This is a genomic window from Caulobacter endophyticus, from assembly GCF_029543245.1.
GTDB lineage: Bacteria > Pseudomonadota > Alphaproteobacteria > Caulobacterales > Caulobacteraceae > Caulobacter > Caulobacter endophyticus_A.
Genome location: NZ_JARQWV010000017.1, coordinates 66,147 through 89,235, shown reverse-complemented (window position 1 = coordinate 89,235; position 23,089 = coordinate 66,147). Strand labels below are relative to the sequence as shown.

The window sequence follows — 23,089 nt, the reverse complement described above, 5'->3', positions numbered from 1 at the left end:
TCAGGACCGCGCCTGGAGCGTCGCCAGCAGATCGCGAGAGAAATCGGTGAAACTGGCGGCGATCACCGTGGCGTCGTCTTCGAGATCGACGCCGGGGAACGACTGAAAGATCTGGCCTGCCACGCCCTTGCGACCAGGATGCAGGTCGAGGATGAGATGGCTTGAGCCCATGAACCCGGCGAAGGGGATCCAACGCCGGTCCCAGAGCACGGGCCGGATCCGGTTTTCCGCGATGTGCGCGATCCGCCCCTCGCCGGCGAACAGCATCTTCATCGTGTCCATGGTCTCGATGATCTCGGCGACCGGCAGGAACCGGTTGTACTCGACGAGCCAGGCCGTCTCGCCCAGATCGTTCTGGCCGTCCATCGTCGCCAGATAGGCCTTGAAGCTGTCGGGAAGCCGCGCGCCCACCCGGCGCTCCAGCGCATCGATCTCCCGCGTGCTCGCAGGCGGATTGAGGCTGGCAAGAACCTCGGGCGTCGAGGCCAACTGCGCGATGATCTCGGGCCACATGCAGCTCAAGATAGCACCCGACAAGCGACAAGCCGAGCACCATCGCGCGCGCCGCCGCCCCTACTCCGCCGCCTGGCCCGCGATCATCGACTCGCGCATGGCCTGGGCCTGCTCGGGCGAGACGCCCATGGCCGCCAGGATCGGCGAGGGCGTGCGCACGTCCCAGCTGCTGCGCGGCCCGATGGTGATGCCGCCGTCGACGACGATGTGCGTACCGCTGACGAAGGCGCTGTCGTCGCTGGCGAGGTAGAGGGCCGCGGCGGCGATGTCCTCGGGCAGGCCGGCCTTGGCGATCGGCTGGATCTTGGGACCGACCTCGGCGACCCTGGCGGCCATCTGATCGGCGACCTCGCGTGGCAAGCCGATGGAGGCCCCGAAGATCGAGGTGGCGATCAGGCCCGGGCAGATGGCGTTGACCCGCACGCCCAGCGGCGACAGCTCGGCCGCCGCGCAGCGGGTCATGTGGATCACCGCCGCCTTGGCCGAGGAATAGGCCAGCGGCCCGAAGCCCGCCTGCAAACCGGCGATCGAGGCGGTGTTGATGATCGAGCCGCCGCCCCGGGCCTGCATGGCCGGCAGGGCGTGCTTCATGCCCAGCACCGGGCCGCGCAGCAGCACGGCGAAGGTCGCGTCCCAGGCCGCGCCGGTCATGTCGGCCACGCCGTTGGGCGCGCCGCCGTGGCCGGCGTTGTTGAACAGGATGTCGAGCCCGCCGAAGGCCTGCGTCGCCAGGCCGATCGCGGCGGCGATGTCGTCCTCGACCGTGACGTCGCAGCGCGAAAAGCGCACGGCGTCGGGAAAGCGCTGCTCGAGGATCGCCCCCTTCTCGGCTTGAAGGTCGGCGGCGATCACCTTCGCGCCCTGGGCGACGAACAGTTCGACGGTTCCCAGGCCTATGCCCGAGCAGGCCCCGGTGACGACGGCGACCTTGCCGTCCAGACGTCCGCCCATGCGGCATCCTCCCTCGTGGCGCGCGGCCTCTGGAAGCGAGCCGCTTGGCGCGGGAGGATCATGAAACGGGCCGCCGCGGGCGGCCAGCCTTACGCGGCGTCAGCGGCCGAGGCGCGGCCGAACGGCGAGCGCCCCTGGGGGCGGCGAACGACCAGGCTGAACAGCAGCCACAGGGCGCACGGAACCAGCATCACCGCCCAGGCGAGGACGAGGCCCGCCAGGCCGAAGACGGCGCAGACCCGCTGCCAGGCGTTGGGGCGCTCGGCGGCCCGGCGACGCGGCTTCTTTTCGATCTTCAAACCCATGAGTCAGTCCCCCACGGACGTCAGGTTAAGGCTTGAGCGCGAGATCGGTGGCGCGCCGATAGGCGGCCTCCGGCGGAACGGCGTTCTTCTTACCCGGCTTCAGCTGCCGCGCAAGGGCCCTGCGGGCGTCGACCATGGCCGGACCGAACAGGTGCCACGGTTCGACGCAGTAGCGGGTGAACAGCCGCTCGGGATCGGCCATCAGCCGGAAGAGCCACTCCATGCCCACCTGGCCCATCCAGCGCGGCGCTGCCAGCTGCACGCCGGCCTCGTAGTCGAAGGCGCCGCCGACCGTGAAGCCGACGCAGGGGTCGAGCTTCTTGTGGTTCTCCAGCAGCCACTTCTCCTGGCGGGGCATGCCCATGCCGACGAACAGGATGTCGGGCTTGTAGGCCTTGATCTTCTCGACCACCGCCTCGTTTTCCGCCGAGCCGTCGGTGACGTCGAAATAGCCCTGATGGCTCTCGACCTGGGCGCCTGGCCAATCGCGGCGGATGTTTTCCAGCGCCGCATCAGCCACGCCCGGGGCGCCGCCGACGAAGAACACCTTCCAGTTCTCCTTGGTCGCCCGCGCCCAGAAGTCGTTGCGCCAGTCGAGATAGGTGCAGCGGTGAAAGCGGCGGCTGGCCCGGCCGACGATGCGCGCCCAGAAGATCAGCGGCACGCTGTCGACCTCGATCAGCTCGGCGGCCTTGAAGAACTCGACGACCTGCGGGTCCTTCTGAAGCAGGTAGAGGCTGTGCAGGTTGTGGTTGGCGACGATCGCGCCCTTGCCGCCCGCGATCCGGCCCGCCACGAAGTGGAAGACCTCTTCCGGGCGCACGAGATCCATCTCGCCCCCGAGCACCTTCACGCGCTCCTCGGGACGCCGATTCATACGGTACGGGCGGCGCGCCTCTACGGGAAACGCGTCGCGAGCAGGAAGGAACATCTGAACGCCGCCTCCGACTATTCGAAGAGCAGCAATAGCTCAGTTGATCTCACCGCTTTCCTAAGGGACGTCCTTACCGACCGTTTAACCGTATGATTTTACTGTTGTTTCAGAACGGGACGGCAAGCGGGTGATTTGCCGAAACTTAACCACGACACCTGGCTCCGGCCCGGCTCAATAGCTGAAGTCGGCCGTGAAACGCCAATCCCCGCCTTCGGCCAGCCAGACGAGGTAACGGACGCTCGTCCAGGGCTTGCCGAAAGAGATGAACACATCGGCTAGCCGGATTGCCGCGCTTTGAAGCTACTGCGTCGGCGAAACGACATCACGACGGCCGTCGGGGTTGGAGATTTCGATGCGAATGCTCTCGACGGCGACGTCCGCGCGTCGCTCCAGCTTAACCTCGGCCCGATCCCAGGTTTCCGGCGTGGCCTGCACCAGGGCCAGGGCGATCTCGCGGTCGATGGGCGCTTGGGCCTCTTGCAGATTCATGGACGCCTTCTGTCGTGGAAGTGGCTCTCAGGCCGGGAGAGTTGGAAAGCCTTGATTTGCATCCCGGCAAGCGGTCAGCGAAAGGTTGAGAATGGAGCATTACTTCACCCCTGACGAGAAGCGACAACAACTGCGGCAGCTGATAGCGGCTCTGACGGACCTGGTTCCCGTGCTCGCCGTCACGCCCGGCTACGAAGGCCACGTCGCGGCGTTCGAGACCGTGCTCGACCAGGCCGAACGCGCCCTCGTGGAAGGGTTCGATCAGGCGAAGCTCTCCGACCTCGCCGGCGCCGTTCCGCGCCTCTTTCACCCGCGATGGGAGCCGCCGCTCGAGCAACTGGCCGACGGTCGCTGGCAGGAGCCTGACTGGTATCAAGCCCTGGCGGCCAAGCTTGACCCCGTGCTCAAGGCCGCCGATGCGCTTCGCACGGTCGGTTACCGGACCTGACCCGAAGCCGAGAGGCGGGGACCTTGCGGTAAACCCCTACTCGGTGGTCACCACCACCTTGCCCATGGCCTTGCGGCTGGCGAGGTGAGCGATGGCGTCGCCGGCCTTTTCCAGGGGGAAGCGCTCGGAGACGTAAGGGCGGATCTTGCCGGCGGCGTAGAGGTCCATCAGCTCGCGGACATTGGCTGCGTGGCCGGCCGGATCACGGGCCACGGCCGCGCCCCAGAACACGCCGACGATGTCGCACGACTTCAGGAGCGTGAGGTTCAGCGGGATCTTCGGGATGCCCGACGGGAAGCCGATCACCAGCATGCGGCCGCCCCAGCCGGCGGCGCGGATGGTGGCCTCGGAATAGTCGCCGCCGACCGCGTCATAGGCCACGTCCCAGCCATTAGGGCCGCAGGCGGCCTTCAGCTGGTCAGCCAGGGCCTTCTGGCCGTCCTTGTCGAAGGGGCCGCGGGCGTAGACGACGCCGGCGTCGGCGCCGCGCGAGATGGCCAGGTCGACCTTCTCCTGGCTGGAGGCGGCGGCGATGACCCGCGCGCCCATCGCCTTGCCCAGCTCCACCGCCGCCAGGCCCACGCCCCCGGCCGCGCCGAGCACCAGCAGGGTCTGGCCGGGCTTGAGGAAGCCGCGGTCCTTCAGGGCGTAATAGGAGGTGCCGTAGGTCAGGATGAAGGCCGAGGCCTCGTCGAAGGGCATGGCGTCGGGGATCGGCGTGCAGCGGGCGGCCTCGACGGCCAGCTTGTCGGCCATGCCGCCCCAGCCGGTGGACGCCAGCACCCGCTGGCCGACCGACAGGCTGGTGACGCCTTCGCCCAGGGCCGCGACCACGCCCGAGACCTCGCCGCCGGGGGCGAACGGGCGGTTCGGCTTGAACTGGTACATGTCCTGGATGATCAGCAGGTCGGGATAGTTGACCCCGCAGGCCTTCACGTCGATCAGCACCTGGCCGGGCGCGGGGACCGGATCGGGCAGGTCTTCCAGCACCAGGGTCTCGGGACCGCCGACCACCTTGCTGAGCACCGCCTTCATCTCGCTTCTCCCTGAGTTCTTACTTTTAAGAGCGCGCGACGGCCGCCAAAACCGCTCACACTTTTGGCTGTCGCGCTTTAGAAGGCCGACGCTAGCGCAGGCGCGACGACCGAGAAAGCCAAATGTCAAACAAACGTTTTACCCTCGCCCTGCACGGCGGCGCCGGCGCAAAGCGCGGCCATGACTACTCGGTCGAGATCGCCCACATGCGCGGCCTGATCGAGGCCGGGCGCGAGCGGCTGGCGGCAGGCGCCGGCGCCCTGGACGTAGTGGTCGAGACCGTGGCGGCCCTGGAGGCCTCGGGCCTCTACATCGCCGGCAAGGGCGCCTCGCCCAACGCCGACGGCGAGTACGAGCTGGACGCCAGCCTGATGGACGGCGCCACCAGCCGCGCCGGCTCGGTGGCCGCGCTGCAAGGCTTCGCCAGCCCGATCCGCGCCGCCCGGGCGGTGATGGACCAGACCCCGCACGTGATGCTGGCCGGCGAGGGTGCCATGGCCTTCGCCCGCGCCCAGGGCCTGGAGACGATCTCGGACCCCGAGACCTACTACACCCGCGCCGGGGCCTTCGAGGACAACGCGCCTCCCGGCGGCCTGCCCACCGGGACGGTCGGCTGCGTCGCGCTTGACCAGGACGGCCGCCTGGCAGCCGCCACCTCGACCGCCGGCGTGTTCGGCAAGCTGCCGGGTCGGGTGGGCGACAGCCCGATCATCGGCGCCGGGGCCTGGGCCGACGGCTGGGCGGCGGTGTCGTGCACCGGCCAGGGCGAGTACTTCATCCGCACCGCCGTGGGCGCGCAGATCGCCCACCGCATCCGCTTCGGCGGCCAGGGCCTGGACGAGGCGGCGGCCTGCGCCATCCAGGGCGTCGCCGACCTGGGCGGCCATGGCGGCCTGGTGTCGGTGGACCGGGACGGCAATGTCGCCATGCCGTTCGCCTCCAGCGGCCTCAAGCGCGCGGCCCTGATGCCCGACGGGACCATCCTGGCCGAGGCCTTCTGAGCACGCCTTCCCCCTTGACCCCGGCCAGTCCCGCGCCAAGAAGGGAGCCGGGGCAACCCACGGACTCGTAATGGAAATCGGAGCGCGACCTTGAGCCAAGCCATCCTCGTGGCCGGCGGCGCGGGCTATATCGGCTCGCATACCTGCCTGCGCCTGGCCGAGGCCGGCTTCACGCCCGTGGTCTACGACAATCTCAGCAACGGCTGGAAAGAGTTCGTCCAGTGGGGTCCGCTGGAGGTGGGCGACGTCAACGACCCCATCCGCTTGGCCGAGGTGTTCGCCAAGCACAAGCCGGTGGCGGTGATCCACTTCGCCGCCTTCGTCGAGGTGGCCTTCTCGATCGCCGAGCCGGGCGCCTTCTACGGCACCAATGTCGGCGGGGCGATCACCCTGATCGAGGCCGCCCGCAAGGCCGGGGTCGACAAGCTGGTGTTCTCGTCGACCTGCGCCACCTACGGCCCGCCGGTGACCCTGCCGATGGACGAGACCCACCCGCAGGCGCCGCTCAACCCGTACGGCCGCAGCAAGCTGATGGTCGAGCAGATCCTGCGCGACATGGACCGCTACAAGGGCTTCCGCTCGGTGGTGCTGCGCTACTTCAACGCCGCTGGGGCCGATCCCGAGGGGCGGATCGGCGAGAAGCACGAGCCGGAAACCCACGCCATCCCCCTGGCCATCGCCGCCGCCCGCGGCGAGCGCGACAAGTTCACCCTCTACGGCAGCGACTACGACACCCGCGACGGCACCTGCATCCGCGACTATGTCCACGTGCTGGACCTGGCCGACGCCCACGTCTCGGCGCTGAAATGGCTGCTGGACGGCAAGCACAGCACCGCCTTCAACCTGGGCACCGGCGAGGGCACCTCGGTGCGCGAACTGGTGGCGGCGATCGAGCGGCGCTCCAATCATAGCTTCCCGCTGGAGACCGTCACCCGCCGCGACGGCGACGCCCCGATCCTGGTGGCCGACAGCGACAAGGCCCGCGCCCTGCTCGGCTGGACCCCGCGTTATGGCCTGGACGACATCATCCAGCACGCCTGGGCCTGGCACGCCGAGGGCGCGACCGCGCTGAAGCGCTGAGACGCGAAAGCGGCTTTCCCGCGCGGGTGGAAACCCTCTAGCGTAGGTCCATGAACGGCATGGCCCTCGCCCTCGTCTGGCTGGTCGCGGCGTCCCCCGCCGTCGCGGCGGGCGACGTGGCGGCGCAGGTGCGGGCCGGGGCCGACGGGCGCGGCGAGGTCCGGGCGGTCATCGACATCGCCGCCCCGCCCGACCGCGTCTGGCGAACCATCCTCGACTGCCGGCTGGCCTCGCGCATGACCCCCAGCGTCAAGCGCTGCACCGTGCTTGAGCGGGCGGCCGACGGCCGCTCCGAGACCCGCGAGCACTGGATCAAGCGCGGCCTGTTCTCGCCGATGCTGCGGTCGGTGTCGCGGCTGGAGCTGGAGCCTAGCCGGCGCATCGGCTTTCGCTGCATCGGCGGCGACATCGACGACTGCGAGGGCCAGTGGCTGCTGACGCCTCTGGGCGACGGAACCGCCACCCGGGTGGTCTACGAGAACAAGGTCAGCGCCCCGTTCGGCCTGCCCGCCGGGATGGCGGCGGCGGCCATGCGGCGCGATGTACCCGCCGCCCTGCGGGCCCTGGAGCGCGAATGCCTGGAGAACCGACCATGACCGCCCCCGAGCCGCTCTGGCTGTTCGACGGGGTGTGCAACCTGTGCTCGGGCTCGGTGCGGGCGGTGCTGGCCATCGACCGCAAGGGGATCATGCGGTTCACGCCGATCCAGTCGGACTACGGCCGGGCCCTGGCGATCGCCCACGGGATCGATCCCGACCATCCGGCCAGCTTTCTGTATCTCGACGGCGGCCGGGCGCTGGAGAAGAGCGCGGCGATCCTGGCCCTGCTGCGCCGGCTGGGCGCGCCGTGGTCGGCGCTGGCGGCCGTGGTCGGCCTGGCGCCCAGGACGTGGCTGGACGCCGGCTACGACTGGCTGGCCGCCAACCGCTATCGCCTGATGGGCAAGCGCTCGACCTGCATGGTTCCGACGCCGCAGCAGCGGGCCCGCTTCGTGCTGGAGCCGCCGGCGGCATGATCGAAGGCCTGTTCCCACGCGCGCTGGGTGGGGTGTTCGAGAACCTGCCCGCCGCCGTGCGCGCCGTCCATCAGGGCGAGCGGCCCGTCGGTCTTCATGGTCATGCGCGGGCACGGGGCGATGGCGGGGCGGCGGCGCTGGTCCGGCGGCTGCAAGGCTTGCCCGGGCCTGGCTTCCACGACACGGCGGTGTTCATCTCTCCCCTTCCGGGCCGGGGCGAGATCTGGACGCGCCGGTTCGGCCTTCGCGCCTTTCTGTCCCACGTTCGCCCCGCAGCCGGCGATCCGCGCGCCTTCGAGGAGGCGGTCGGCCTCCTGACCTTCCGCTTTCACGCCGAACCTTGCATGGGCGGCTTCCGCTGGATCTTCGAGGGCTGGCGCCTGGGCCCGCTGCCCCTGCCCGCCGGCTGGGCGCCGCGCAGCCGGGCGCGGATCTTCGCGCGGGACGGGACCTACCGCTTCCGTGTGCTGGTCGCCCATCCATGGCTGGGAGTGATCTTCGGCTACGCCGGGCGGCTGGATGCGCCGCCGCCGTCCTAGCCCTTGCGCAGGCGGGCGTTGATGGCCGGACGGCAGACCGACAGGCCAAGGATCAGGGGCGCCAGCATCACCGCCAGCACGTAGCGCTGGATGTTGTCGGCCCGCTTGATGAAGTAGCGCGACAGGCCCACCCCCTTGTGGAACTCGACCTTGACCGGGTGCTCCAGGCTGGTGTGGCCCAGGTGGATGACGCGGGCGTTCGGGTGGAACAGCACCTGGCCGCCCGCCTGGCGGGCCCGCCAGCACAGGTCGACATCCTCGACGTGCAGGAAGTAGCCCTCGTCGAAACCGGCCAGGGCGTCGAAGTCCGCCCGCCGCAGGGCGAAGCAGGCGCCCGAGATCGTCGGCATCGGCGTCGGCTCGGACGGCAGGGGCTCGTGCTCGCGATGGATCTCGAAGCGCCGGAAGCGCGCCACCTTCTGGCTGAGCTGCGACAGGCTGAGCAGGGTGGTGACGGGCGTCACCTCGCCGCGACGACCGCCGCGCTGCTCGGTGCCGTCGATGTTCATGACCCGAGCGCCCATCACCGTCGGCACAGGCTGGCCGCGGAAGGCCGAGACCATGGACGGCACGCAGTCAGGCTGCAGGTTGGCGTCGGGATTGAGGAAGATCAGGTACTCGCCCTGCGCCACCGAAGCGCCGAGATTGGCCCCCTTGGCGAAGCCGACATTGCCGTGGCCCTGCACCAGCTGAACCCGAGGCTCGGTCAGGCCCAGCGCCCGCAGCATGTCGGCGTCCTCGGGCGGCGAGCCGTTGTCGACGATGACGAACTCGTCGACCATCGGCTCGGCCAGCACATGGCGGATGCTTTCGACCAGCGCTTCTCCCGTCCAGTAGACGACCATCACCACCGAAACCAAGGGTTTGGCGGGACGCGCGCCTGCGGCGAGGACCGTGAAGGACGGGAGAATGCTGTTCATGTCAGACCCGGGCGGGCTCCCGCGCGTCTTGCGGTGCACGGGCGCGCGCCAGGTCGGGCGGGGTGGCCTCCAGGCCGAGCACCGTCAGCGCCTCGTCGAGCGACAGGATCTGCTGACCCTCGCCGCCCAGGCGCCGCAGGGCCACCTGCCCCGTCTCCGCTTCCTTACGTCCGACCACCGCGATCACGGGAACCTTGGCGAGGCTGTGCTCGCGAATCTTGTAGTTGATCTTCTCGTTACGAAGATCGACCTCCGCGCGCAATCCCATGCCCGTCAACCGCTCAACGACAGTACGGGCATAATCGTCGGCGTCGGACGTGATCGTCGCCACGACGATCTGCGTCGGCGCCAGCCAAAGCGGCAGATGGCCCGCATAGTTTTCCAGCAGAATGCCGATGAACCGCTCGAACGATCCCAGGATCGCGCGGTGCAGCATCACCGGCCGCTGCTTGGACCCGTCTTCGGCAACGTACTCCGCACCCAAACGTTCCGGCAGCACGTAGTCGAGCTGCAGCGTGCCGCAGGTCCATTCACGGCCGATGGCGTCCTGAACGATGAAGTCGAGCTTGGGCGCGTAGAAGGCGCCGTCGCCCTCGGCGATCACCGGCTCGACGCCGGCCAGGCGCGCGGCCTCGGCCAGCATGCCCTCGGCCTTGTCCCAGAACTCGTCCGTGCCGGCGCGCAGTTCCGGACGCGTGGCCAGGGCGACGTACTTGGTCGTCATGCCGAGATCGGCGTGGATCATCCGCGTCAGGCGGATGAAGCGCTCGGTCTCCTCGACGATCTGGTCCTCGCGGCAGAAGATGTGGGCGTCGTCCTGGGTGAAGGCGCGCACCCGCATCAGGCCGTGCAGGGCGCCCGACGGCTCGTAGCGATGGCAGGCGCCGAACTCGGCCATGCGCATCGGCAGCTCGCGGTACGAGCGCTGGCCGACGTTCCAGATCTGGACGTGGCCGGGGCAGTTCATCGGCTTGAGGGACAGGATCTCGCCTTCGACCGTCTCGCAGACGAACATGTTGGCGCGGTACTTGTCCCAGTGGCCCGAGTTTTCCCAGAAGGTCTTGTCCAGGACCTGGGGCGTCTTGACCTCGATATAGCCGGCGCGGTCGAGGCTGCGGCGCATGTAGGCTTCAAGGTTCTGCCACAGCTTCCAGCCCTTGGGGTGCCAGAAGACCATGCCCCGGCCCTCTTCCTGCATGTGGAAGAGGCCCAGCGCCTTGCCCAGCTTGCGGTGATCGCGCTTCTCGGCTTCCTCGATGCGCTTCAGATAGGCTTCGAGATCGGCTTCCGAGGCCCAGCTCGTGCCGTAGATGCGCTGCAGCTGGGCGTTGTTCTGGTCGCCGCGCCAGTAGGCGCCGGCCAGCTTGGTCAGCTTGAAGGCCTTGCCGACATGCTTGGTCGACGGCAGGTGCGGGCCGCGGCAGAGGTCCTTCCAGTTCCCCTGGCGATAGACCGTGATCGTGTCCGTGCCCGGCAGGTCGCGGATGATCTGGGCCTTGTACTGCTCGCCGATATCGTCGAAGTGCTTGATCGCCTCGTCGCGGTCCCAGACCTCGCGCGTGATCTTCTCGTCGCGATCGACGATCTCCTTCATGCGCTTTTCGATCGTCGCCAGGTCGTCCAGGCTGAACGGCTCGTCGCGGGCGAAGTCGTAATAGAAGCCGTCCTCGACGTTCGGACCGATCGTCACCTGGGTGCCGGGGAACAGCTCCTGCACGGCCTCGGCCAGCACGTGGGCGGTGTCGTGGCGGATGGTGTCGAGCGCCTCGGGGGCCTCGCGCGTCAGGATCTCGAACTTGCGTTCGCCGGTCAGCAGGTCGGGCGTCAGGGCGCGGTCGAGGTCAAGCACCTGGCCGTCCAGCTTGATCAGCAGGGCCTTCTTCTCGAGCGACTTGGAAATGGCCGCGGCGACGTCCCGCCCCGTCGAGCCGTCGGGGTACTGACGCGAGGAGCCGTCGGGGAAAACCAGATCGATCATTCTTCACACATCCACTTGCGCGGCTCGCGCGGCGGGGGCGGCGGGTCGTATCCCCAGCCGCCGAACGGATTGCATCGGCAGATCCGTCCCAGCGCGAGCCAGGACCCCTTGGCGGGTCCGTGATCCTTGAGCGCCTGGGCCGCATACTCCGAACAGGTCGGCAGATAGCGGCACTGGCGCCCGATGAGAGGCGAGAGCGTCAACTTGTAGGCGCGCAGGCCGAAGTCGACGACGCGGTGATAAAGGCTCATGCCGGCGCTTTCGCGAACGGAGTCGGGCACTTATCGCACCCGCGAGAAACCGATCAAGCGGCGCCGGCGCGGCTAGTTCGCGTTTGGGTCGCCCCTGTGGCCTTCCGGACAGCCTCGACCGCGGCCTCGAACGCCAGAAGCGTCGAGGCGTGACGGGCGGGATAGTCCTTGACCGGCTCCAGCACGGCGAGCTCCGCAAAGCGGCCCGCAGGGTGCGGACCGTTCGTTTTCAGCATAGCGGCCAGGGCGTCGCGGGCCAACTCAAGTTCGGCAAGATCCGCCCCGATCACGTGGGCGCCCAGCACCGCGGCGCTGGCCTGGCCCAGGGCGCAAGCGGTCACCTCCTGGGCGAAGTCGGCGACCCTGCCGTCCTCGACCACGACATCGACGATGATGCGGCTGCCACACAGCTTGGCCGTCCTGTCGGCGCTGGCGTCAGGCGCGGACAGGCGCCCGGCGCGCGGCATGTTGGCCACGAGCGTCAGGATGCTGGCGCTGTAGAGATCGTCGATCATCCGGCTTCAGATGGGGCGGCCGCGCGCGCTTGCCAGAGGGCCTCGGCGCGATCGCGCACCGCCTCGCCCATGGCGGTGAAGGCCGCCTTCAGCGCGCGGCGCTCGTCCTTGGAGATCCACTTGACCAGCATGCCCATGAACAGCTCGCCGTTCGAGAAGGTGGCGTTGGCCTCGCCCATGTTCTCGACCTCGAGATAGCGGATGGCCGTGACGAAGCCGCCCAGGCGCTGGCTGCGCCAGTGCAGCTGCTCGTAAGGCACCCAGTCCTGGACGATCGGCTGGATCACCTTGACCGGGCGATCGCCGATAGCCTCTTCCAGGGTCAGGGCGGTACCGATCTTCAGCTGGCCGGCGGCCTTGACGTAGAGCGGGTTCCACTCGTGCCAGCGATCGAACTCCGACACGACTTCCCAGACGATCTCGGCGGGGGCCTGGACCCCGATACGGTGCTCGACGGCGCGTTTCATGCCCGCGATCTAGCACATCCAGGGGGTGGAGCTACAGGCGTGAATTGAGGGAGCGCCTCAGACCCCCGCCTCGCGCTGGTAGACCGGCAGGTCGAGCGACGGCGGCGCGACGCCGGCCTGGCCGATCAGGTCGTGGGCCTGGCCGCGATGGTGGGTCTGGTGGTTGAAGAGGTGGGCCAGGGTCTTCCACAGCGGGCCGACCACCTCGACGCCGTCGGCCTTGCGCACCCAGCGGAACTGCGCGGCGCAGGCCTCGTCGGTGAGGCCGGCGACATAGGCCGCGAGGTTGGCGTCTTCGACCGTGCGGGCGGCGCGTAGCTGCGCGAGGTCGTCGAACAGCAGGGTGTCTAGCCCGTACGGCGGCAGCGGCGTTCCGGTCAGGCGCGCGGTCCAGATGCGGTCGGTGACCAGCAGGTGGTTCAGCGTGCCGGCGATCGAGCCGAAGAACCCGCCGCGATCGGCGGTGAAGGCCCCGGCCGGCAGGGCCTCGCAGGCTTCCAGCAGGCGGGTGTTGGCCCAGGCGTTGTAGCCGGCCATCAGGGAGAAATAGTCGCGCATGGGTCGGCTCGTGGCGCGGACGGTAACCCTCTCTCTTTGAGAGAGGGAGGGGCCCGCCGCGAAGCGGTGGGAGGGTGAGAGGTAACGACGCCACAGAACGAGGCGCCGTCTGAAGTCGCGCTAGCTAGAAGGTCCGAGGCCTTCCTGCAAAGAGTGAAACCTCTCACCCTCCCAGGCTATCGCCTGGGCCCCTCCCTCTCTCTCAGAAAGAGGGAATTAGAGAACCACCTCGAACGCCGCCTCGGTCTTGGCCGTGACCTCGTCGACCGACACGCCCGGGGCCAGTTCGATCAGCTTCACCGGGGTCTTGCCGCGGTTGATCTCGAAGACGCCCAGTTCGGTGATCAGCAGATCCACCACGCCGGCGCCGGTCAGCGGCAGCGAGCAGGCCTTGAGCAGCTTGGGCGCGCCCGACTTCTCGCAGTGGTCCATCACGACCACCACGCGCTTGACGCCGGCCACCAGGTCCATGGCCCCACCCATGCCCTTGACCATCTTGCCGGGCACCATCCAGTTGGCGAGGTCGCCGGTCTCCGACACCTGCATGCCGCCCAGGATCGACAGGGCGATGTGGCCGCCGCGGATCATGGCGAAGCTGTCGGCCGACGAGAAATACGAGCTCGAGTCCAGCTCGGTGATCGTCTGCTTGCCGGCGTTGATCAGGTCGGCGTCCTCTTCTCCCTCATAGGGGAAGGGGCCCATGCCCAGCATGCCGTTCTCGCTCTGCAGCGTCACGTGCATGCCCTCGGGGATGTAGTTGGCCACCAGGGTCGGGATGCCGATGCCGAGGTTGACGTAGAAGCCGTCGCGCAGCTCCTTGGCGGCGCGGGCCGCCATCTCGTCGCGGGTCCAGGCCATTACGCTTGCTCCTTGGCTTCGCGAGGACGCGTCGTGACGCGCTCGATCCGCTTCTCGAACTTCGCGCCCTTGATCAGGCGGTCGACGAAGATGCCGGGGGTGTGGATGTTGTCCTTGTCGAGCGCGCCGATCTCGACCAGCTCCTCGACCTCGACGACGGTGGCCTTGCCGGCCGTGGCCATCATCGGATTGAAGTTGCGGGCGGTCTTTCGGTAGACGAGGTTGCCCTCGGCGTCGGCCTTCCAGGCCTTGACGATCGAGAGGTCGGCGACAAGGCCGCGCTCCATCACGTACATCTCGCCGTCGAATTCGCGGGTTTCCTTGCCCTCGGCCACCAGGGTGCCGTAGCCGGTGCGCGTGAAGAAGGCCGGGATGCCCGCGCCGCCGGCGCGGATGCGTTCGGCCAGCGTGCCCTGCGGATTGAACTCCAGTTCGAGCTCCCCACTCAGGTATAGCTGTTCGAACAGCTTGTTCTCGCCCACATAGGACGAGACCATCTTCTTGATCTGACGGTTCTCCAGCAGGATGCCCAAGCCGAATCCGTCGACCCCGCAGTTGTTGGAGATGACCGTGAGGTCCTTGACCCCCGTCTCGCGGATCGCCGCGATCAGGTTTTCGGGAATGCCGCAGAGACCAAAGCCCCCGGCCATGATGGTCATGCCGTCGAACAGCAGACCCGCCAACGCTTCTGCGGCGTCGGATTTCACCTTGTCGACCATGCTTCCTCCCGGAGCGACGTTCGCCGACTGCTCTCGCCCGCCGGCCGGAGAAATTCAAGCCTTGATGAATAAATTTTCCCGTCATGCGACCACGGTAGGCGGTTACGCGTGACCACCGACCCTAACACCCCGATCGTGACGCCCGCCACCGCCGGCGCCCTGCTGACCCTGGCGCATCCGGCGCTTGAACGCTCGCGCGCCAATCGCGCCCTGGCCAAGGCGGCCAAGGCCCTTTCCGGCGTCACCTTCCACGATCTGTACGAGACCTATCCGGACTTCTCGATCGACATCGAGGCCGAGCAGCAGAAGCTGGTCGACCACGACATCATCGCCCTGCAGTTCCCGATGTTCTGGTACTCGCCGCCGGCCCTGATGAAGGAATGGCTGGATCTGGTGTGGCTGCACGGCTTCGCCTACGGCCTGGGCGGCGACGCCTTGGCCGGCAAGCGCCTGTTCGTGGCCTGCACCACCGGCGGCCCGGCCCAGGCCTATCACGCCAAGGGCTACAACCGCTTCACCCTGGACGAATTCCTGCGCCCCTTGGAGCAGACCGCCTATCTGTGCGGCATGGTCTGGGAGACGCCGTTCGTGGTGCACGGGGCGGCGATGAAGGACGACGAGCAGCTGAAGGCCGAGGCCCTGCGCTACCAGGCGCGGATGTCGGCCCTGCTGGCCGCCGACCACGCGGCCGAAGGAGCGTAAGCCATGGAACCGTTCCTCAAGCAGACCCTGGTCTATCTGGGCGCCGCCGTCATCTCGGTGCCGATCGCCAAGCGGCTGGGGCTGGGCTCGGTGCTGGGCTACCTGATCGCCGGCGTGTTGATCGGCCCGGCCATGCTGTCGCTGGTGGGCGAGCAGCACGACGTCATGCGCTTCGCCGAGTTCGGCGTCGTCATCCTCTTGTTCCTGATCGGCCTGGAAGTGCGCCCCTCAACCCTGTGGGAGATGCGCAAGACGATCTTCGGCCTGGGCGGGGCGCAGGTGGTCGGCACCTCGCTGGCCGTGGCCGCCATCGGCTATCTCCTCAGCCTGCCCTGGCAAACGGCCCTGGCCGTGGGCCTGGTTTTGGCCATGTCGTCGACCGCCATCGTGCTTCAGACCCTCGACGAGAAGGGCCTGCGCCAGGGTCCGGTCGGCCGCGCCGCCTTCGGCGTCTTGCTGTTGCAGGACCTGGCGGTGATCCCGATGTTCGCCCTGCTGCCGCTCTTGGCCACGGTGGCGCCCGACGCCCATGCCGGCGACGCCGGCGGCCACGGCGCCAGCCTGATCTCGCACCTGCCGGCCTGGGCGCAAGGCCTGGCCGTGCTGGGCGCGGTGGGCGTGGTCGTGGGCAGCGGCCGGTTCATCGTGCGGCCGATCTTCCGCTTCATCGCCGAGGCCCGCCTGCGCGAGATCTTCACCGCCGCAGCCCTGCTGATCGTGGTCGGCGTCGCCGGGCTGATGCAGTCTGTGGGCCTGTCGCCGGCCCTGGGCGCGTTCCTGGCCGGCGTGGTGCTGGCCGAAAGCGAGTTCCGCCGCGAGCTGGAAACCGACATCGAGCCGTTCCGCGGCCTGTTGCTGGGCCTGTTCTTCATCACCGTCGGCGCGGGCATCGACCTGACCCTGATCGCCCGCCAGCCGCTGACCCTGATCGCCCTGGTGCTGGGCCTGATGGTCCTGAAGTTCGCGGTGATGTTCGGCATCGCCCGCATCGCCGGCGCGCAGGGACGCAGCGCCGCCGCCGTGGCCACGGCCCTGGCCCAGGGCGGCGAGTTCGCCTTCGTGCTGCTGAGCTTCACCGTCGGGGCGGGCGTCATCGGCGCGGACCTGGCCGCCCTGCTGACCGCCACGGTCGCCGTCTCGATGGCCCTGACGCCGGTGGCCATGATCCTCTACGAGCGCATCGCAGAGCTGGTGAACGCGGCCATCCCCGACGTCGAGCCGGAAGCCCCGCAGTTCGACGAGGGCGAGCCCGACATCATCATCGCCGGCTTCGGGCGCTTCGGGCAGATCACCGGCCGCCTGCTGCAGGCCAACGGCTTCAAGTCGACGGTTCTGGACAGCGACATCGAGCAGATCGAACTGCTGCGCCGCTTCGGCCGCCGGGTGCACTACGGCGACGCCACGCGCCTTGATCTGCTGCGCGCCGCCGGCGCCGAGCACGCCCGCATGCTGATCGTCGCCCTGGACGACCGCGAGAAGACCGCCGAGTTGGTGGAGACGGCCCGCCGGGCCTTCCCCAACCTGATCATCCTGGCCCGCGCCTGGGACCGCCGCCACGCCTACGACCTGCTGGCCAACGGCGCCGACGCGGTGGAGCGCGAGACCTTCGAGGCGGCCCTGGCGCTCGGCTCGACCGCGCTTCAGAAGCTGGGCTTCCGGGCCCACAAGGCCTTCCGCGCCACCTCGTTCTTCCGCCGTCACGACCGCAAGACCTTCGAGGACCTCAAGCCGATGTGGGGCCAGGAAGAGGCCTACATCCTGGCCTCGCGCGACGCGGCCCAGACCATGGACCGCCTGCTGGCCGCCGACCTGGCGCGCATGCGTCCGGGCGAGGCCGGCGGGGCCTGGGACACGGCCGCCCGCGACGAGGAGCTGCGCAAGCTGGCCCAGCGCAAGGGCGAAGCCGAGCCGGCCGAAGCCGACGGCTGGACGGGAACGCCCCCGCAGGGCTAAGGCTGGATCAAAGAAGGGCCGGGACGGTCCGGGAACGACGGGAAAGAAGCGGCATGTATCTGGAGTGCTATCCCACCGAAAGCCGGCCGCCGGAGATCGTGCCGGGGCGCCCGCAGCGGGCCTGGATGGACAACTTCGCCGACCGCCATCCCTATCGCTGCCTGCCGCTGACCATGGCCAACACCACCGGCTGGGAGATCCTGTGCCCGGTCGGCTTCGAGGCCACCTGGAACGGCGGGATCCACCAGAACGACATCACCTTCAAGTCCGACCATCCGCACCCGGGCTTCGACGATTTCGTCAAGTCGCACTTCTCGCGCGGGACGATCACCTTCCACACCGGCTATCTGTTCCGCACGCCGCCGGACTGGCTGATCTGGACCATGGGTCCGCCCAACCACATCAAGGACGGTATCCAGCCGCTGGCCGGCCTGGTCGAGACCGACTGGCTGCCCTTCCCCTTCACGATGAACTGGGTCTTCACCCGTCCCGGCACGGTGAAGTTCGCCAAGGGCGAGCCGTTCTGCTTCATCACCATGATCCAGGACAAGCCGCTGGAGACGGTGCAGCCGGTGATCCGGCACTTCAACTCCAACCCCGACATGCGCAAGCAGTACGACGTCTGGGCCGAGAAGCGCGGCGAGTTCAACGCCCGCATCGCCGCCCGCGACCCGGCCGCCACCAAGGAGGCCTGGCAGCGCTTCTACTTCAAGGGCGAACTGCCCGAGGAGATCGAGGCGCCCGCGCCCAAGGGCCACGTCAACAAGCGCCGTCTGAAGGCCCCGAAGATCGGGTTCTGAGCCGGGCGAAAGCCGTCAGGAGTCCAGGGTCTTGATGTTGGGTCTTTGCGGACCCAGCCGGGCCTCGGCCTCGCGGCGCAGCTTGACCGAATAGACCTGGCGCAGCGTCCCGCCGACGGCGCCCGTGACGCCGCCGAGCGTGCCGAACAGCAGCGACAGGCCGGCGTCCCTGGTGATCAGGTAGATGAAGGCCGTGCAGGCCAGGACGCCGACGGCCGTCCACAGCAGCAGCGTCCTCAGACCCTTCGACAGTCGCCGCACGCGCCCAGCCCTCCAAGGAGACCAGGCGCGATAGTCCCGGCGCGGCCACGAACGGTCAAGCCGGGCCGCACCGCCTTGCCTCAGCGGGCCCGCAGCAGCCTGCCCGCCAGCCAGCGACGAACCGGCTCGTCATAGAGCTTGAGGCTGACCCAGGCGATCGCCACCGCGGCGACGAACACCCCCGCCCCGACCAGGGCGCCCTGGGCGGCCGGGATCTTATGGTCCACCACCCAGGCGGTGTAGACGTAGATCAGCGGATAGTGGGTGATGTAGATCGGATACGACAGGTCGCCGAAGAAGCGGGCGATGCGCACGCTGGGGCCGTCGACGTCCTTCTCGCCCGCGCCGATGGCGACGATCAGCGGGAACAGCAGGATCACGCAGGCGGCCTCGTACAGGCCGTTGACCCACAGGCGCTCAGGGCCGCCGAAGCGCGGCAGCGACAGGGCCGCGATCAGCAGCACGCTGCACACCGCGAAACCGTGGCGGACCTTGATCCGCTTGCCCAGCCGCATCAGCAGCACGCCGGCGAAGAACGGGAACATCACCCGGGTCAGGCCGATCTGGATGCCCTTGGCGTCCAGAGCCCAGCCGCCGATGACATCGCCGCGCGGGCCCAGCACCAGGAGGCCGATCAGCGCCAGGGCCGAAACGCCGACCAGGACGCCGAGCCAGCGGTTTGACAGCTTCCGCAGGCCGGCGGCGTAGAGGATGTTGGCGACATACTCGTAGAACAGCGACCATTGCGGGCCGTTCAGCGGATAAATCTCGCCCCAGCCGCGGATCTCGGCCGAGGGCCGCAGCGGGATCATCACGAAGCTGAGCAGCAGCACGCCGATCACCTGCCAGGCGGTGACGGTCTGAAGCTTGGGGAACATCGGCGAATGCTGGAACGCCAGCAGGGCCGCTCCGATCAGGCCGCCGATGACGATCATCGGCTGCAAGCGCACGAGGCGGCGCTTGTAGAACTGCCATTGGCTCATCTCGCCCCAGCGGTCGTCATAGGCGTAGGCGACCACGAAGCCCGACAGCAGGAAGAAGAAGTCCACCGCCAGGTAGCCGTGGTTGATGATCTGCTTGTGCGGGCTGCCGCCGGAATAGGCCTCGAACAGGTGGAAGGCGACCACCATCAGGGCCGCCACGCCCCGCAGGCCGTCGAGGATCACGTAGTGGCTTTTGGCCGGGGTGGCGGAAGAGGTCATGAGCCAAGCTTCACTGAATTTGAGAGTCGCGCCGAAGGGTTGCGAGGTTTATCGTTAAACCACAACCCTCTTTCGAACCGCCGTTCACGCGCCTCGAATCCTCCGGGACCAGACGACCATGCAGCGCTCCAGGCGCCCCCGCGAGCGGGCCAGGGTGACGATCAGGGACGTGGCGCAGCAGGCCGGCGTCTCGGCCATGACGGTGTCGAACGTCTTCAACGGCACGGGCAAGTTCTCGGCCGACACGCGCGAGCGGGTGATGGCCGCCATCGCCGCGCTGGGCTACGTGCCGAGCTCGGCCGCGCGGCGACTGGTCGGCGCGGCGCCGGCCAGGGTGGGCCTGCTCTATGCCGGGGTCGACAGCATGTTCATCCACGCGGTGCTGGCGGCCGCCGCCGTAGCCGCGGCCGAACGCGGCCTGCAACTGATCACCCGCAAGGCCGCCTCGCCCGGCGAGGCCCTGGAGGTCGCGCGCTCGCTGCAACGGTCGGGCGCCGACGCCCTGCTACTGCTGCCGCCGTTCGACACGGTGCTGAGCGGCTCGGCCGAGTTCGCCGCCCTTGGCCTGATCACTGCCTCGATCGCCACCGCCGCGCCCCTGCCCGACATGATCACCGTCCGCATCGACAACCGCGCCGCCTCGCGCGCCCTGACCGAACGGCTGGCGGCCAAGGGCCGGAAACGCATCGCGGTGATCGCCGGCCCGCAGGACCACTCCGACAGCGTCGAGCGCCTGGGCGGCTGCCGCGCTGCGCTGGTCGCGCACGGCCTGTCGCTGCCGGACGAGCTGGTGGTCGAGGGACGCTTCACCTTCGAGTCCGGCCTCGCAGCGACCGAACAGCTGCTCGCGCTGGCGGAGCCGCCCGACGCCATCGTCGCGGCCAATGACGACATGGCCGCCGGCGCTCTGTGGGTGGCGCATCGCCGGGGCCTTTCCCTGCCGCGCGACCTGGCCGTGGCCGGCTTCGACGACACTCTGCTGGCGACGCGGGTCTGGCCGCCCCTGACCACCGTGCGCCAGCCGATCGACCGCATGACCGGCCGCGCCCTGGATCTTCTGCTGGAGGCCCTGCGCCATTCGCCGGAGCGTCAGGCGCCGGGCGCAGCGGCGCCGGCTGACGTTCTGGAGCCTTACGATCTGGTGGAGCGCGCCTCGGCCTGACGGCGGCGCGCGAATTACATGGAAGCGCTCAGGCCGCCTCACCATGCAAGAGCCGCCTCACGGTCGCACGATCCTCAGCCGTGATCATCTGAAGGACCAGATCATTCGAAAGCTCAGCGTCGTCCTCATGCCCCAAGTCTTTGCGAATAGCTGCATACAAACTTGCGGTTTTTCTCACCATTCCCCCAAGATCTCCCGCAGTCATGTCGCTGAAATCTAAAAGCGAACGAACCGTATCCTGCCCACCCCAGATGATCATGTCATATGTTACAGAGCTTAGCTCCTTCGCTAGCTCATCATGATCGACCTCGACCCACCCCTTGGTGGAATGCATAGCCTTCCTCAGAACCCCGATGAGCTGCTTATAATTCGCCGCTCTTTCAGAAAATATCCTAGCTTCCGCCTCTTTTTTCTTCGTTCTATTGAATTGCCAGAGCGCCAATGTCGTCGTCGAAAACAGGGTCACACACCCCAAAGCAACTGTACCATTGAAGTTCGAAAATATTCTACCCGCAGCGAACCCAAAGCCCAGAAATGCGGCAAAGGCGGCGATCGCACACAACATGATGGCGACAGACAACCAAAATATATTCTTCACGACCAACCAAACTCGCATGCAAATATGTTCCCCGGAGGGAATACCGCCTCAGTTAGGCAGCCAAAGGCACAACTATTAGAGGTTCAGCAGCAGCCGGCTGGCCGCCCACGCCGTCGCCAGCCAGAAGAGCGCGCTGATCGTACCGCCGAACACCAGGGCGCGGCGGAACTCGCGGCTGTGCAGAAGGCCGGGCGCGACGACGGGCCGCGAATGCTGCGTGTGGAACACCTCGGATTTCCTCCCGTGGCCCGGCGCTGTGGGGGCTCGCGCCGTTAACCACGGGGACGACGATGTCACGAAACTGACGAAACACAACCTGAGCCGTCGCCTTTTAGGCGGGTTTCGGCCGCTTTTCCGCCCGAATTCGTGCAGCTACACGGAATATTCGTGCTCAGACAGCCTTCACCGCGGCGGCGATGTCGCCGACCACCTTGCGCACCAGGGCCGGGTCGTCGCCCTCGGCCATGATGCGGATCAGCGGCTCGGTGCCCGAGGCCCGCACCACGATGCGGCCGGCCCCGTTCAGTTGGGCCTCGCCGTCGGCGATGGCTTCCTTGACGGCCTTGGCCTCCAATGGCTTGCCGCCGGCGAAGCGGACGTTTTCCAGCAGTTGCGGCACCGGCTCGAACTGGCGGGCCAGGGCGCTCATCGGCCGGCCGCTCTCGACCATCACCGCCAGCACCTGGAGAGCGGCGATCAGGCCGTCGCCCGTGGTCGAGAAGTCCGACAGGATCAGGTGGCCCGACTGCTCGCCGCCGACGTTGAAGCCGCCCTCGCGCATGCGCTGCATGACATAGCGGTCGCCCACCGATGTGCGCTCGAGCGTCAGGCCCAGGCCGCCCAACTGGCGCTCGAGGCCCAGGTTCGACATCACCGTGGCCACCACGCCGCCGCCCTTTAGCGCGCCAGCCTTGGCGAAGGCCGCCGCGATGATGGCCATGATCTGGTCGCCGTCGACCACGAGGCCCTTCTCGTCGCAGATCACCAGGCGGTCGGCGTCGCCATCGAGCGCGATGCCGATGTCGGCGCGGTATTCGCGCACCAGCTTGGCCATCTGGTCAGGATGGGTCGAGCCGCATTCCTCGTTGATGTTGGTGCCGTCGGGCGAGACGCCCAGGCTGATGACCTCGGCGCCCAGCTCGTAAAGGGCGGTGGGGGCCACCTTGTAGGCCGCGCCGTTGGCGCAATCGATGACGATGCGCAGGCCCGACAGGGACAGATGACGCGGGAAGGTCGCCTTGACGATCTCGACATAGCGGGCCTGGGCGTCGTCGATGCGCTTGACGCGGCCCAGGTCGCGCGGGGCCGCCAGGCCTTCCTGCAGGCCCTCGTCCATCAGGGCCTCGATCTTCAGCTCCTGTTCGTCCGACAGCTTGTAGCCGTCTGGGCCGAACAGCTTGATGCCGTTGTCGGCGAAGTTGTTGTGCGAGGCCGAGATCATGATGCCCAGGTCGGCGCGCATCGAGCGGGTCATCATCGCCACGGCCGGGGTCGGCAGCGGGCCGAACAGGCGCACGTCCATGCCCACGCTGGTCAGGCCCGCCACCAGGGCCGGCTCGATCATGTAGCCCGACAGGCGGGTGTCCTTGCCGATCACCACCAGGTGGCGGCGGTCGTCCTGCGAACGGAACAGCTTGCCGGCCGCCAGGCCGACGCGCAGGGCGACTTCGGCGGTCATCGGGTGCTTGTTGGCCTGGCCGCGGATGCCGTCGGTGCCGAAATAGGCGCGCTTGCTCATGATGATGGTCTTCGTCGCTGTCGGGTCGCTGTGTGAATCGGAGCAACGCCCATATAGAGCGTCTTCGAAGTCTCGTACGGACCGCGAAACGATCCGA

General features: G+C 68.3%; 29 protein-coding genes. 10 read left to right on the top strand and 19 right to left on the bottom strand.

The genetic code is table 11. From position 1 onward, the window contains the following. From P7A99_RS16860 to P7A99_RS16840, 5 genes are all read right to left on the bottom strand, one after another. Positions 1-513: an SMI1/KNR4 family protein gene (locus tag P7A99_RS16860; RefSeq protein ID WP_277794932.1), complete on the bottom strand. Its 513-nt coding sequence runs from the start codon at positions 511-513 to the stop codon at positions 1-3. A gap of 60 nt (positions 514-573) precedes the next feature. After that, positions 574-1,464 carry an SDR family NAD(P)-dependent oxidoreductase gene (locus P7A99_RS16855; protein ID WP_277794931.1) on the bottom strand — a complete coding sequence of 297 codons (891 nt, stop codon included), beginning with the start codon at positions 1,462-1,464 and terminating at the stop codon, positions 574-576. An 89-nt stretch (positions 1,465-1,553) separates the two neighbouring features. Next, positions 1,554-1,769 carry a hypothetical protein gene (locus P7A99_RS16850; RefSeq protein WP_277794930.1) on the bottom strand — a complete coding sequence of 72 codons (216 nt, stop codon included), beginning with the start codon at positions 1,767-1,769 and terminating at the stop codon, positions 1,554-1,556. A gap of 25 nt (positions 1,770-1,794) precedes the next feature. After that, positions 1,795-2,700, bottom strand: a complete 906-nt coding sequence (locus tag P7A99_RS16845) for a WecB/TagA/CpsF family glycosyltransferase (RefSeq protein ID WP_277794929.1) — start codon at positions 2,698-2,700, stop codon at positions 1,795-1,797. Positions 2,701-3,003: 303 nt separating this feature from the next. Further along, entirely contained in the window at positions 3,004-3,192 is a 189-nt protein-coding gene (locus tag P7A99_RS16840) for a hypothetical protein (protein ID WP_277794928.1), read from the bottom strand. Between the two features lie 91 nt (positions 3,193-3,283). On the opposite strand from P7A99_RS16840, the gene P7A99_RS16835 reads away from it, so the two are divergent. Then, the gene (locus P7A99_RS16835; RefSeq protein WP_277794927.1) at positions 3,284-3,640 is read left to right on the top strand and encodes a hypothetical protein; all 357 of its coding nucleotides are present in this window, start codon (positions 3,284-3,286) and stop codon (positions 3,638-3,640) included. 36 nt (positions 3,641-3,676) lie between these two features. On the opposite strand, the gene P7A99_RS16830 is transcribed toward P7A99_RS16835, so the two are convergent. Further along, complete coding sequence (locus P7A99_RS16830; RefSeq protein WP_277794926.1) at positions 3,677-4,675, bottom strand: NADPH:quinone oxidoreductase family protein; 999 nt, start codon at positions 4,673-4,675, stop codon at positions 3,677-3,679. Positions 4,676-4,797: 122 nt separating this feature from the next. Here P7A99_RS16830 and P7A99_RS16825 point away from each other — a divergent pair, with 122 nt between their 5' ends. The 5 genes from P7A99_RS16825 to P7A99_RS16805 all read left to right on the top strand — a co-directional run bounded on the left by P7A99_RS16825 (position 4,798) and on the right by P7A99_RS16805 (position 8,310). After that, positions 4,798-5,676, top strand: a complete 879-nt coding sequence (locus P7A99_RS16825) for an isoaspartyl peptidase/L-asparaginase family protein (protein ID WP_277794925.1) — start codon at positions 4,798-4,800, stop codon at positions 5,674-5,676. Positions 5,677-5,766: 90 nt separating this feature from the next. Beyond that, positions 5,767-6,756, top strand: a complete 990-nt coding sequence (gene galE / locus P7A99_RS16820) for a UDP-glucose 4-epimerase GalE (RefSeq protein ID WP_277794924.1) — start codon at positions 5,767-5,769, stop codon at positions 6,754-6,756. A gap of 59 nt (positions 6,757-6,815) precedes the next feature. Next, positions 6,816-7,352 (top strand): SRPBCC family protein, encoded by a 537-nt coding sequence (locus P7A99_RS16815; RefSeq protein WP_277794923.1) that lies wholly within the window; start codon positions 6,816-6,818, stop codon positions 7,350-7,352. After that, a complete protein-coding gene (locus P7A99_RS16810; protein WP_277794922.1) occupies positions 7,349-7,771 on the top strand; it encodes a thiol-disulfide oxidoreductase DCC family protein in 423 nt (140 codons plus the stop codon). The genes P7A99_RS16815 and P7A99_RS16810 overlap by 4 nt, the downstream gene beginning before the upstream one ends. Further along, the gene (locus tag P7A99_RS16805) at positions 7,768-8,310 is read left to right on the top strand and encodes a DUF4166 domain-containing protein (protein WP_277794921.1); all 543 of its coding nucleotides are present in this window, start codon (positions 7,768-7,770) and stop codon (positions 8,308-8,310) included. The genes P7A99_RS16810 and P7A99_RS16805 overlap by 4 nt, the downstream gene beginning before the upstream one ends. Here the strand turns inward: P7A99_RS16805 and P7A99_RS16800 are convergent. The 8 genes from P7A99_RS16800 to P7A99_RS16765 form a co-directional block, all read right to left on the bottom strand. Next, the gene (locus P7A99_RS16800; protein ID WP_277794920.1) at positions 8,307-9,230 is read right to left on the bottom strand and encodes a glycosyltransferase family 2 protein; all 924 of its coding nucleotides are present in this window, start codon (positions 9,228-9,230) and stop codon (positions 8,307-8,309) included. The genes P7A99_RS16805 and P7A99_RS16800 overlap by 4 nt on opposite strands. A gap of 1 nt (position 9,231) precedes the next feature. Next, on the bottom strand, positions 9,232-11,208 hold the full coding sequence (thrS, locus tag P7A99_RS16795; RefSeq protein WP_277794919.1) for a threonine--tRNA ligase: 1,977 nt from the start codon (positions 11,206-11,208) through the stop codon (positions 9,232-9,234). Further along, positions 11,205-11,459: a membrane protein insertion efficiency factor YidD gene (gene yidD / locus P7A99_RS16790; RefSeq protein WP_101713535.1), complete on the bottom strand. Its 255-nt coding sequence runs from the start codon at positions 11,457-11,459 to the stop codon at positions 11,205-11,207. The genes thrS and yidD overlap by 4 nt, the downstream gene beginning before the upstream one ends. A gap of 53 nt (positions 11,460-11,512) precedes the next feature. Then, positions 11,513-11,974 carry an iron-sulfur cluster assembly scaffold protein gene (locus tag P7A99_RS16785; protein WP_277794918.1) on the bottom strand — a complete coding sequence of 154 codons (462 nt, stop codon included), beginning with the start codon at positions 11,972-11,974 and terminating at the stop codon, positions 11,513-11,515. Beyond that, positions 11,971-12,441 carry an SRPBCC domain-containing protein gene (locus P7A99_RS16780; protein ID WP_277794917.1) on the bottom strand — a complete coding sequence of 157 codons (471 nt, stop codon included), beginning with the start codon at positions 12,439-12,441 and terminating at the stop codon, positions 11,971-11,973. The genes P7A99_RS16785 and P7A99_RS16780 overlap by 4 nt, the downstream gene beginning before the upstream one ends. A gap of 57 nt (positions 12,442-12,498) precedes the next feature. After that, positions 12,499-12,999 (bottom strand): DinB family protein, encoded by a 501-nt coding sequence (locus tag P7A99_RS16775; protein ID WP_277794916.1) that lies wholly within the window; start codon positions 12,997-12,999, stop codon positions 12,499-12,501. Positions 13,000-13,215: 216 nt separating this feature from the next. After that, positions 13,216-13,857, bottom strand: a complete 642-nt coding sequence (locus P7A99_RS16770) for a 3-oxoacid CoA-transferase subunit B (protein ID WP_277794915.1) — start codon at positions 13,855-13,857, stop codon at positions 13,216-13,218. Beyond that, entirely contained in the window at positions 13,857-14,576 is a 720-nt protein-coding gene (locus P7A99_RS16765; protein ID WP_101716384.1) for a CoA transferase subunit A, read from the bottom strand. The genes P7A99_RS16770 and P7A99_RS16765 overlap by 1 nt, the downstream gene beginning before the upstream one ends. Before the next feature lie 108 nt (positions 14,577-14,684). Between P7A99_RS16765 and P7A99_RS16760 the strand changes: the two genes are divergently transcribed. From P7A99_RS16760 to P7A99_RS16750, 3 genes are read left to right on the top strand one after another with little or no spacing between them, the layout of a single operon-like run. Further along, positions 14,685-15,278, top strand: a complete 594-nt coding sequence (locus tag P7A99_RS16760) for an NAD(P)H-dependent oxidoreductase (RefSeq protein ID WP_277794914.1) — start codon at positions 14,685-14,687, stop codon at positions 15,276-15,278. A 3-nt stretch (positions 15,279-15,281) separates the two neighbouring features. Next, the gene (locus P7A99_RS16755) at positions 15,282-17,231 is read left to right on the top strand and encodes a monovalent cation:proton antiporter-2 (CPA2) family protein (RefSeq protein ID WP_277794913.1); all 1,950 of its coding nucleotides are present in this window, start codon (positions 15,282-15,284) and stop codon (positions 17,229-17,231) included. 53 nt (positions 17,232-17,284) lie between these two features. Continuing rightward, positions 17,285-18,031, top strand: coding sequence for a DUF6065 family protein (locus tag P7A99_RS16750; RefSeq protein WP_277794912.1), 747 nt, complete (start codon positions 17,285-17,287; stop codon positions 18,029-18,031). 15 nt (positions 18,032-18,046) lie between these two features. Here the strand turns inward: P7A99_RS16750 and P7A99_RS16745 are convergent, their stop codons facing one another. Both P7A99_RS16745 and P7A99_RS16740 read right to left on the bottom strand, forming a co-directional pair. Further along, positions 18,047-18,292 (bottom strand): hypothetical protein, encoded by a 246-nt coding sequence (locus P7A99_RS16745; protein ID WP_277794911.1) that lies wholly within the window; start codon positions 18,290-18,292, stop codon positions 18,047-18,049. A gap of 80 nt (positions 18,293-18,372) precedes the next feature. After that, positions 18,373-19,494 carry an acyltransferase family protein gene (locus P7A99_RS16740; protein WP_277794910.1) on the bottom strand — a complete coding sequence of 374 codons (1,122 nt, stop codon included), beginning with the start codon at positions 19,492-19,494 and terminating at the stop codon, positions 18,373-18,375. A 118-nt stretch (positions 19,495-19,612) separates the two neighbouring features. Between P7A99_RS16740 and P7A99_RS16735 the strand changes: the two genes are divergently transcribed. After that, positions 19,613-20,656: a LacI family DNA-binding transcriptional regulator gene (locus P7A99_RS16735; protein ID WP_277794909.1), complete on the top strand. Its 1,044-nt coding sequence runs from the start codon at positions 19,613-19,615 to the stop codon at positions 20,654-20,656. Positions 20,657-20,684: 28 nt separating this feature from the next. Here P7A99_RS16735 and P7A99_RS16730 read toward each other — a convergent pair whose 3' ends face one another. From P7A99_RS16730 to glmM, 3 genes are all read right to left on the bottom strand, one after another. Continuing rightward, positions 20,685-21,236, bottom strand: coding sequence for a hypothetical protein (locus P7A99_RS16730; protein WP_277794908.1), 552 nt, complete (start codon positions 21,234-21,236; stop codon positions 20,685-20,687). A 93-nt stretch (positions 21,237-21,329) separates the two neighbouring features. After that, on the bottom strand, positions 21,330-21,482 hold the full coding sequence (locus P7A99_RS16725) for a hypothetical protein (protein ID WP_277794907.1): 153 nt from the start codon (positions 21,480-21,482) through the stop codon (positions 21,330-21,332). A 163-nt stretch (positions 21,483-21,645) separates the two neighbouring features. Then, positions 21,646-22,992, bottom strand: a complete 1,347-nt coding sequence (gene glmM, locus P7A99_RS16720) for a phosphoglucosamine mutase (protein WP_277794906.1) — start codon at positions 22,990-22,992, stop codon at positions 21,646-21,648. Positions 22,993-23,089 lie beyond the last annotated feature (97 nt).

Excerpts from the sequence above, each read along its gene's own strand:
- P7A99_RS16805 (WP_277794921.1), top strand. The coding sequence starts at position 7,768 with ATGATCGAAGGCCTGTTCCCACGCGCGCTGGGTGGGGTGTTCGAGAAC.
- glmM (WP_277794906.1), bottom strand. The coding sequence starts at position 22,992 with ATGAGCAAGCGCGCCTATTTCGGCACCGACGGCATCCGCGGCCAGGCC.
- P7A99_RS16750 (WP_277794912.1), top strand. The coding sequence starts at position 17,285 with ATGTATCTGGAGTGCTATCCCACCGAAAGCCGGCCGCCGGAGATCGTG.
- P7A99_RS16740 (WP_277794910.1), bottom strand. The coding sequence starts at position 19,494 with ATGACCTCTTCCGCCACCCCGGCCAAAAGCCACTACGTGATCCTCGAC.
- P7A99_RS16765 (WP_101716384.1), bottom strand. The coding sequence starts at position 14,576 with ATGGTCGACAAGGTGAAATCCGACGCCGCAGAAGCGTTGGCGGGTCTG.
- P7A99_RS16785 (WP_277794918.1), bottom strand. The coding sequence starts at position 11,974 with ATGATCGACGATCTCTACAGCGCCAGCATCCTGACGCTCGTGGCCAAC.
- P7A99_RS16770 (WP_277794915.1), bottom strand. The coding sequence starts at position 13,857 with ATGGCCTGGACCCGCGACGAGATGGCGGCCCGCGCCGCCAAGGAGCTG.
- P7A99_RS16860 (WP_277794932.1), bottom strand. The coding sequence starts at position 513 with ATGTGGCCCGAGATCATCGCGCAGTTGGCCTCGACGCCCGAGGTTCTT.
- P7A99_RS16825 (WP_277794925.1), top strand. The coding sequence starts at position 4,798 with ATGTCAAACAAACGTTTTACCCTCGCCCTGCACGGCGGCGCCGGCGCA.
- P7A99_RS16830 (WP_277794926.1), bottom strand. The coding sequence starts at position 4,675 with ATGAAGGCGGTGCTCAGCAAGGTGGTCGGCGGTCCCGAGACCCTGGTG.
- P7A99_RS16815 (WP_277794923.1), top strand. The coding sequence starts at position 6,816 with ATGGCCCTCGCCCTCGTCTGGCTGGTCGCGGCGTCCCCCGCCGTCGCG.
- P7A99_RS16780 (WP_277794917.1), bottom strand. The coding sequence starts at position 12,441 with ATGAAACGCGCCGTCGAGCACCGTATCGGGGTCCAGGCCCCCGCCGAG.
- yidD (WP_101713535.1), bottom strand. The coding sequence starts at position 11,459 with ATGAGCCTTTATCACCGCGTCGTCGACTTCGGCCTGCGCGCCTACAAG.
- P7A99_RS16835 (WP_277794927.1), top strand. The coding sequence starts at position 3,284 with ATGGAGCATTACTTCACCCCTGACGAGAAGCGACAACAACTGCGGCAG.
- P7A99_RS16755 (WP_277794913.1), top strand. The coding sequence starts at position 15,282 with ATGGAACCGTTCCTCAAGCAGACCCTGGTCTATCTGGGCGCCGCCGTC.
- P7A99_RS16845 (WP_277794929.1), bottom strand. The coding sequence starts at position 2,700 with ATGTTCCTTCCTGCTCGCGACGCGTTTCCCGTAGAGGCGCGCCGCCCG.
- P7A99_RS16800 (WP_277794920.1), bottom strand. The coding sequence starts at position 9,230 with ATGAACAGCATTCTCCCGTCCTTCACGGTCCTCGCCGCAGGCGCGCGT.
- P7A99_RS16855 (WP_277794931.1), bottom strand. The coding sequence starts at position 1,464 with ATGGGCGGACGTCTGGACGGCAAGGTCGCCGTCGTCACCGGGGCCTGC.
- P7A99_RS16810 (WP_277794922.1), top strand. The coding sequence starts at position 7,349 with ATGACCGCCCCCGAGCCGCTCTGGCTGTTCGACGGGGTGTGCAACCTG.
- P7A99_RS16850 (WP_277794930.1), bottom strand. The coding sequence starts at position 1,769 with ATGGGTTTGAAGATCGAAAAGAAGCCGCGTCGCCGGGCCGCCGAGCGC.
- P7A99_RS16840 (WP_277794928.1), bottom strand. The coding sequence starts at position 3,192 with ATGAATCTGCAAGAGGCCCAAGCGCCCATCGACCGCGAGATCGCCCTG.
- P7A99_RS16735 (WP_277794909.1), top strand. The coding sequence starts at position 19,613 with ATGCAGCGCTCCAGGCGCCCCCGCGAGCGGGCCAGGGTGACGATCAGG.
- P7A99_RS16775 (WP_277794916.1), bottom strand. The coding sequence starts at position 12,999 with ATGCGCGACTATTTCTCCCTGATGGCCGGCTACAACGCCTGGGCCAAC.
- thrS (WP_277794919.1), bottom strand. The coding sequence starts at position 11,208 with ATGATCGATCTGGTTTTCCCCGACGGCTCCTCGCGTCAGTACCCCGAC.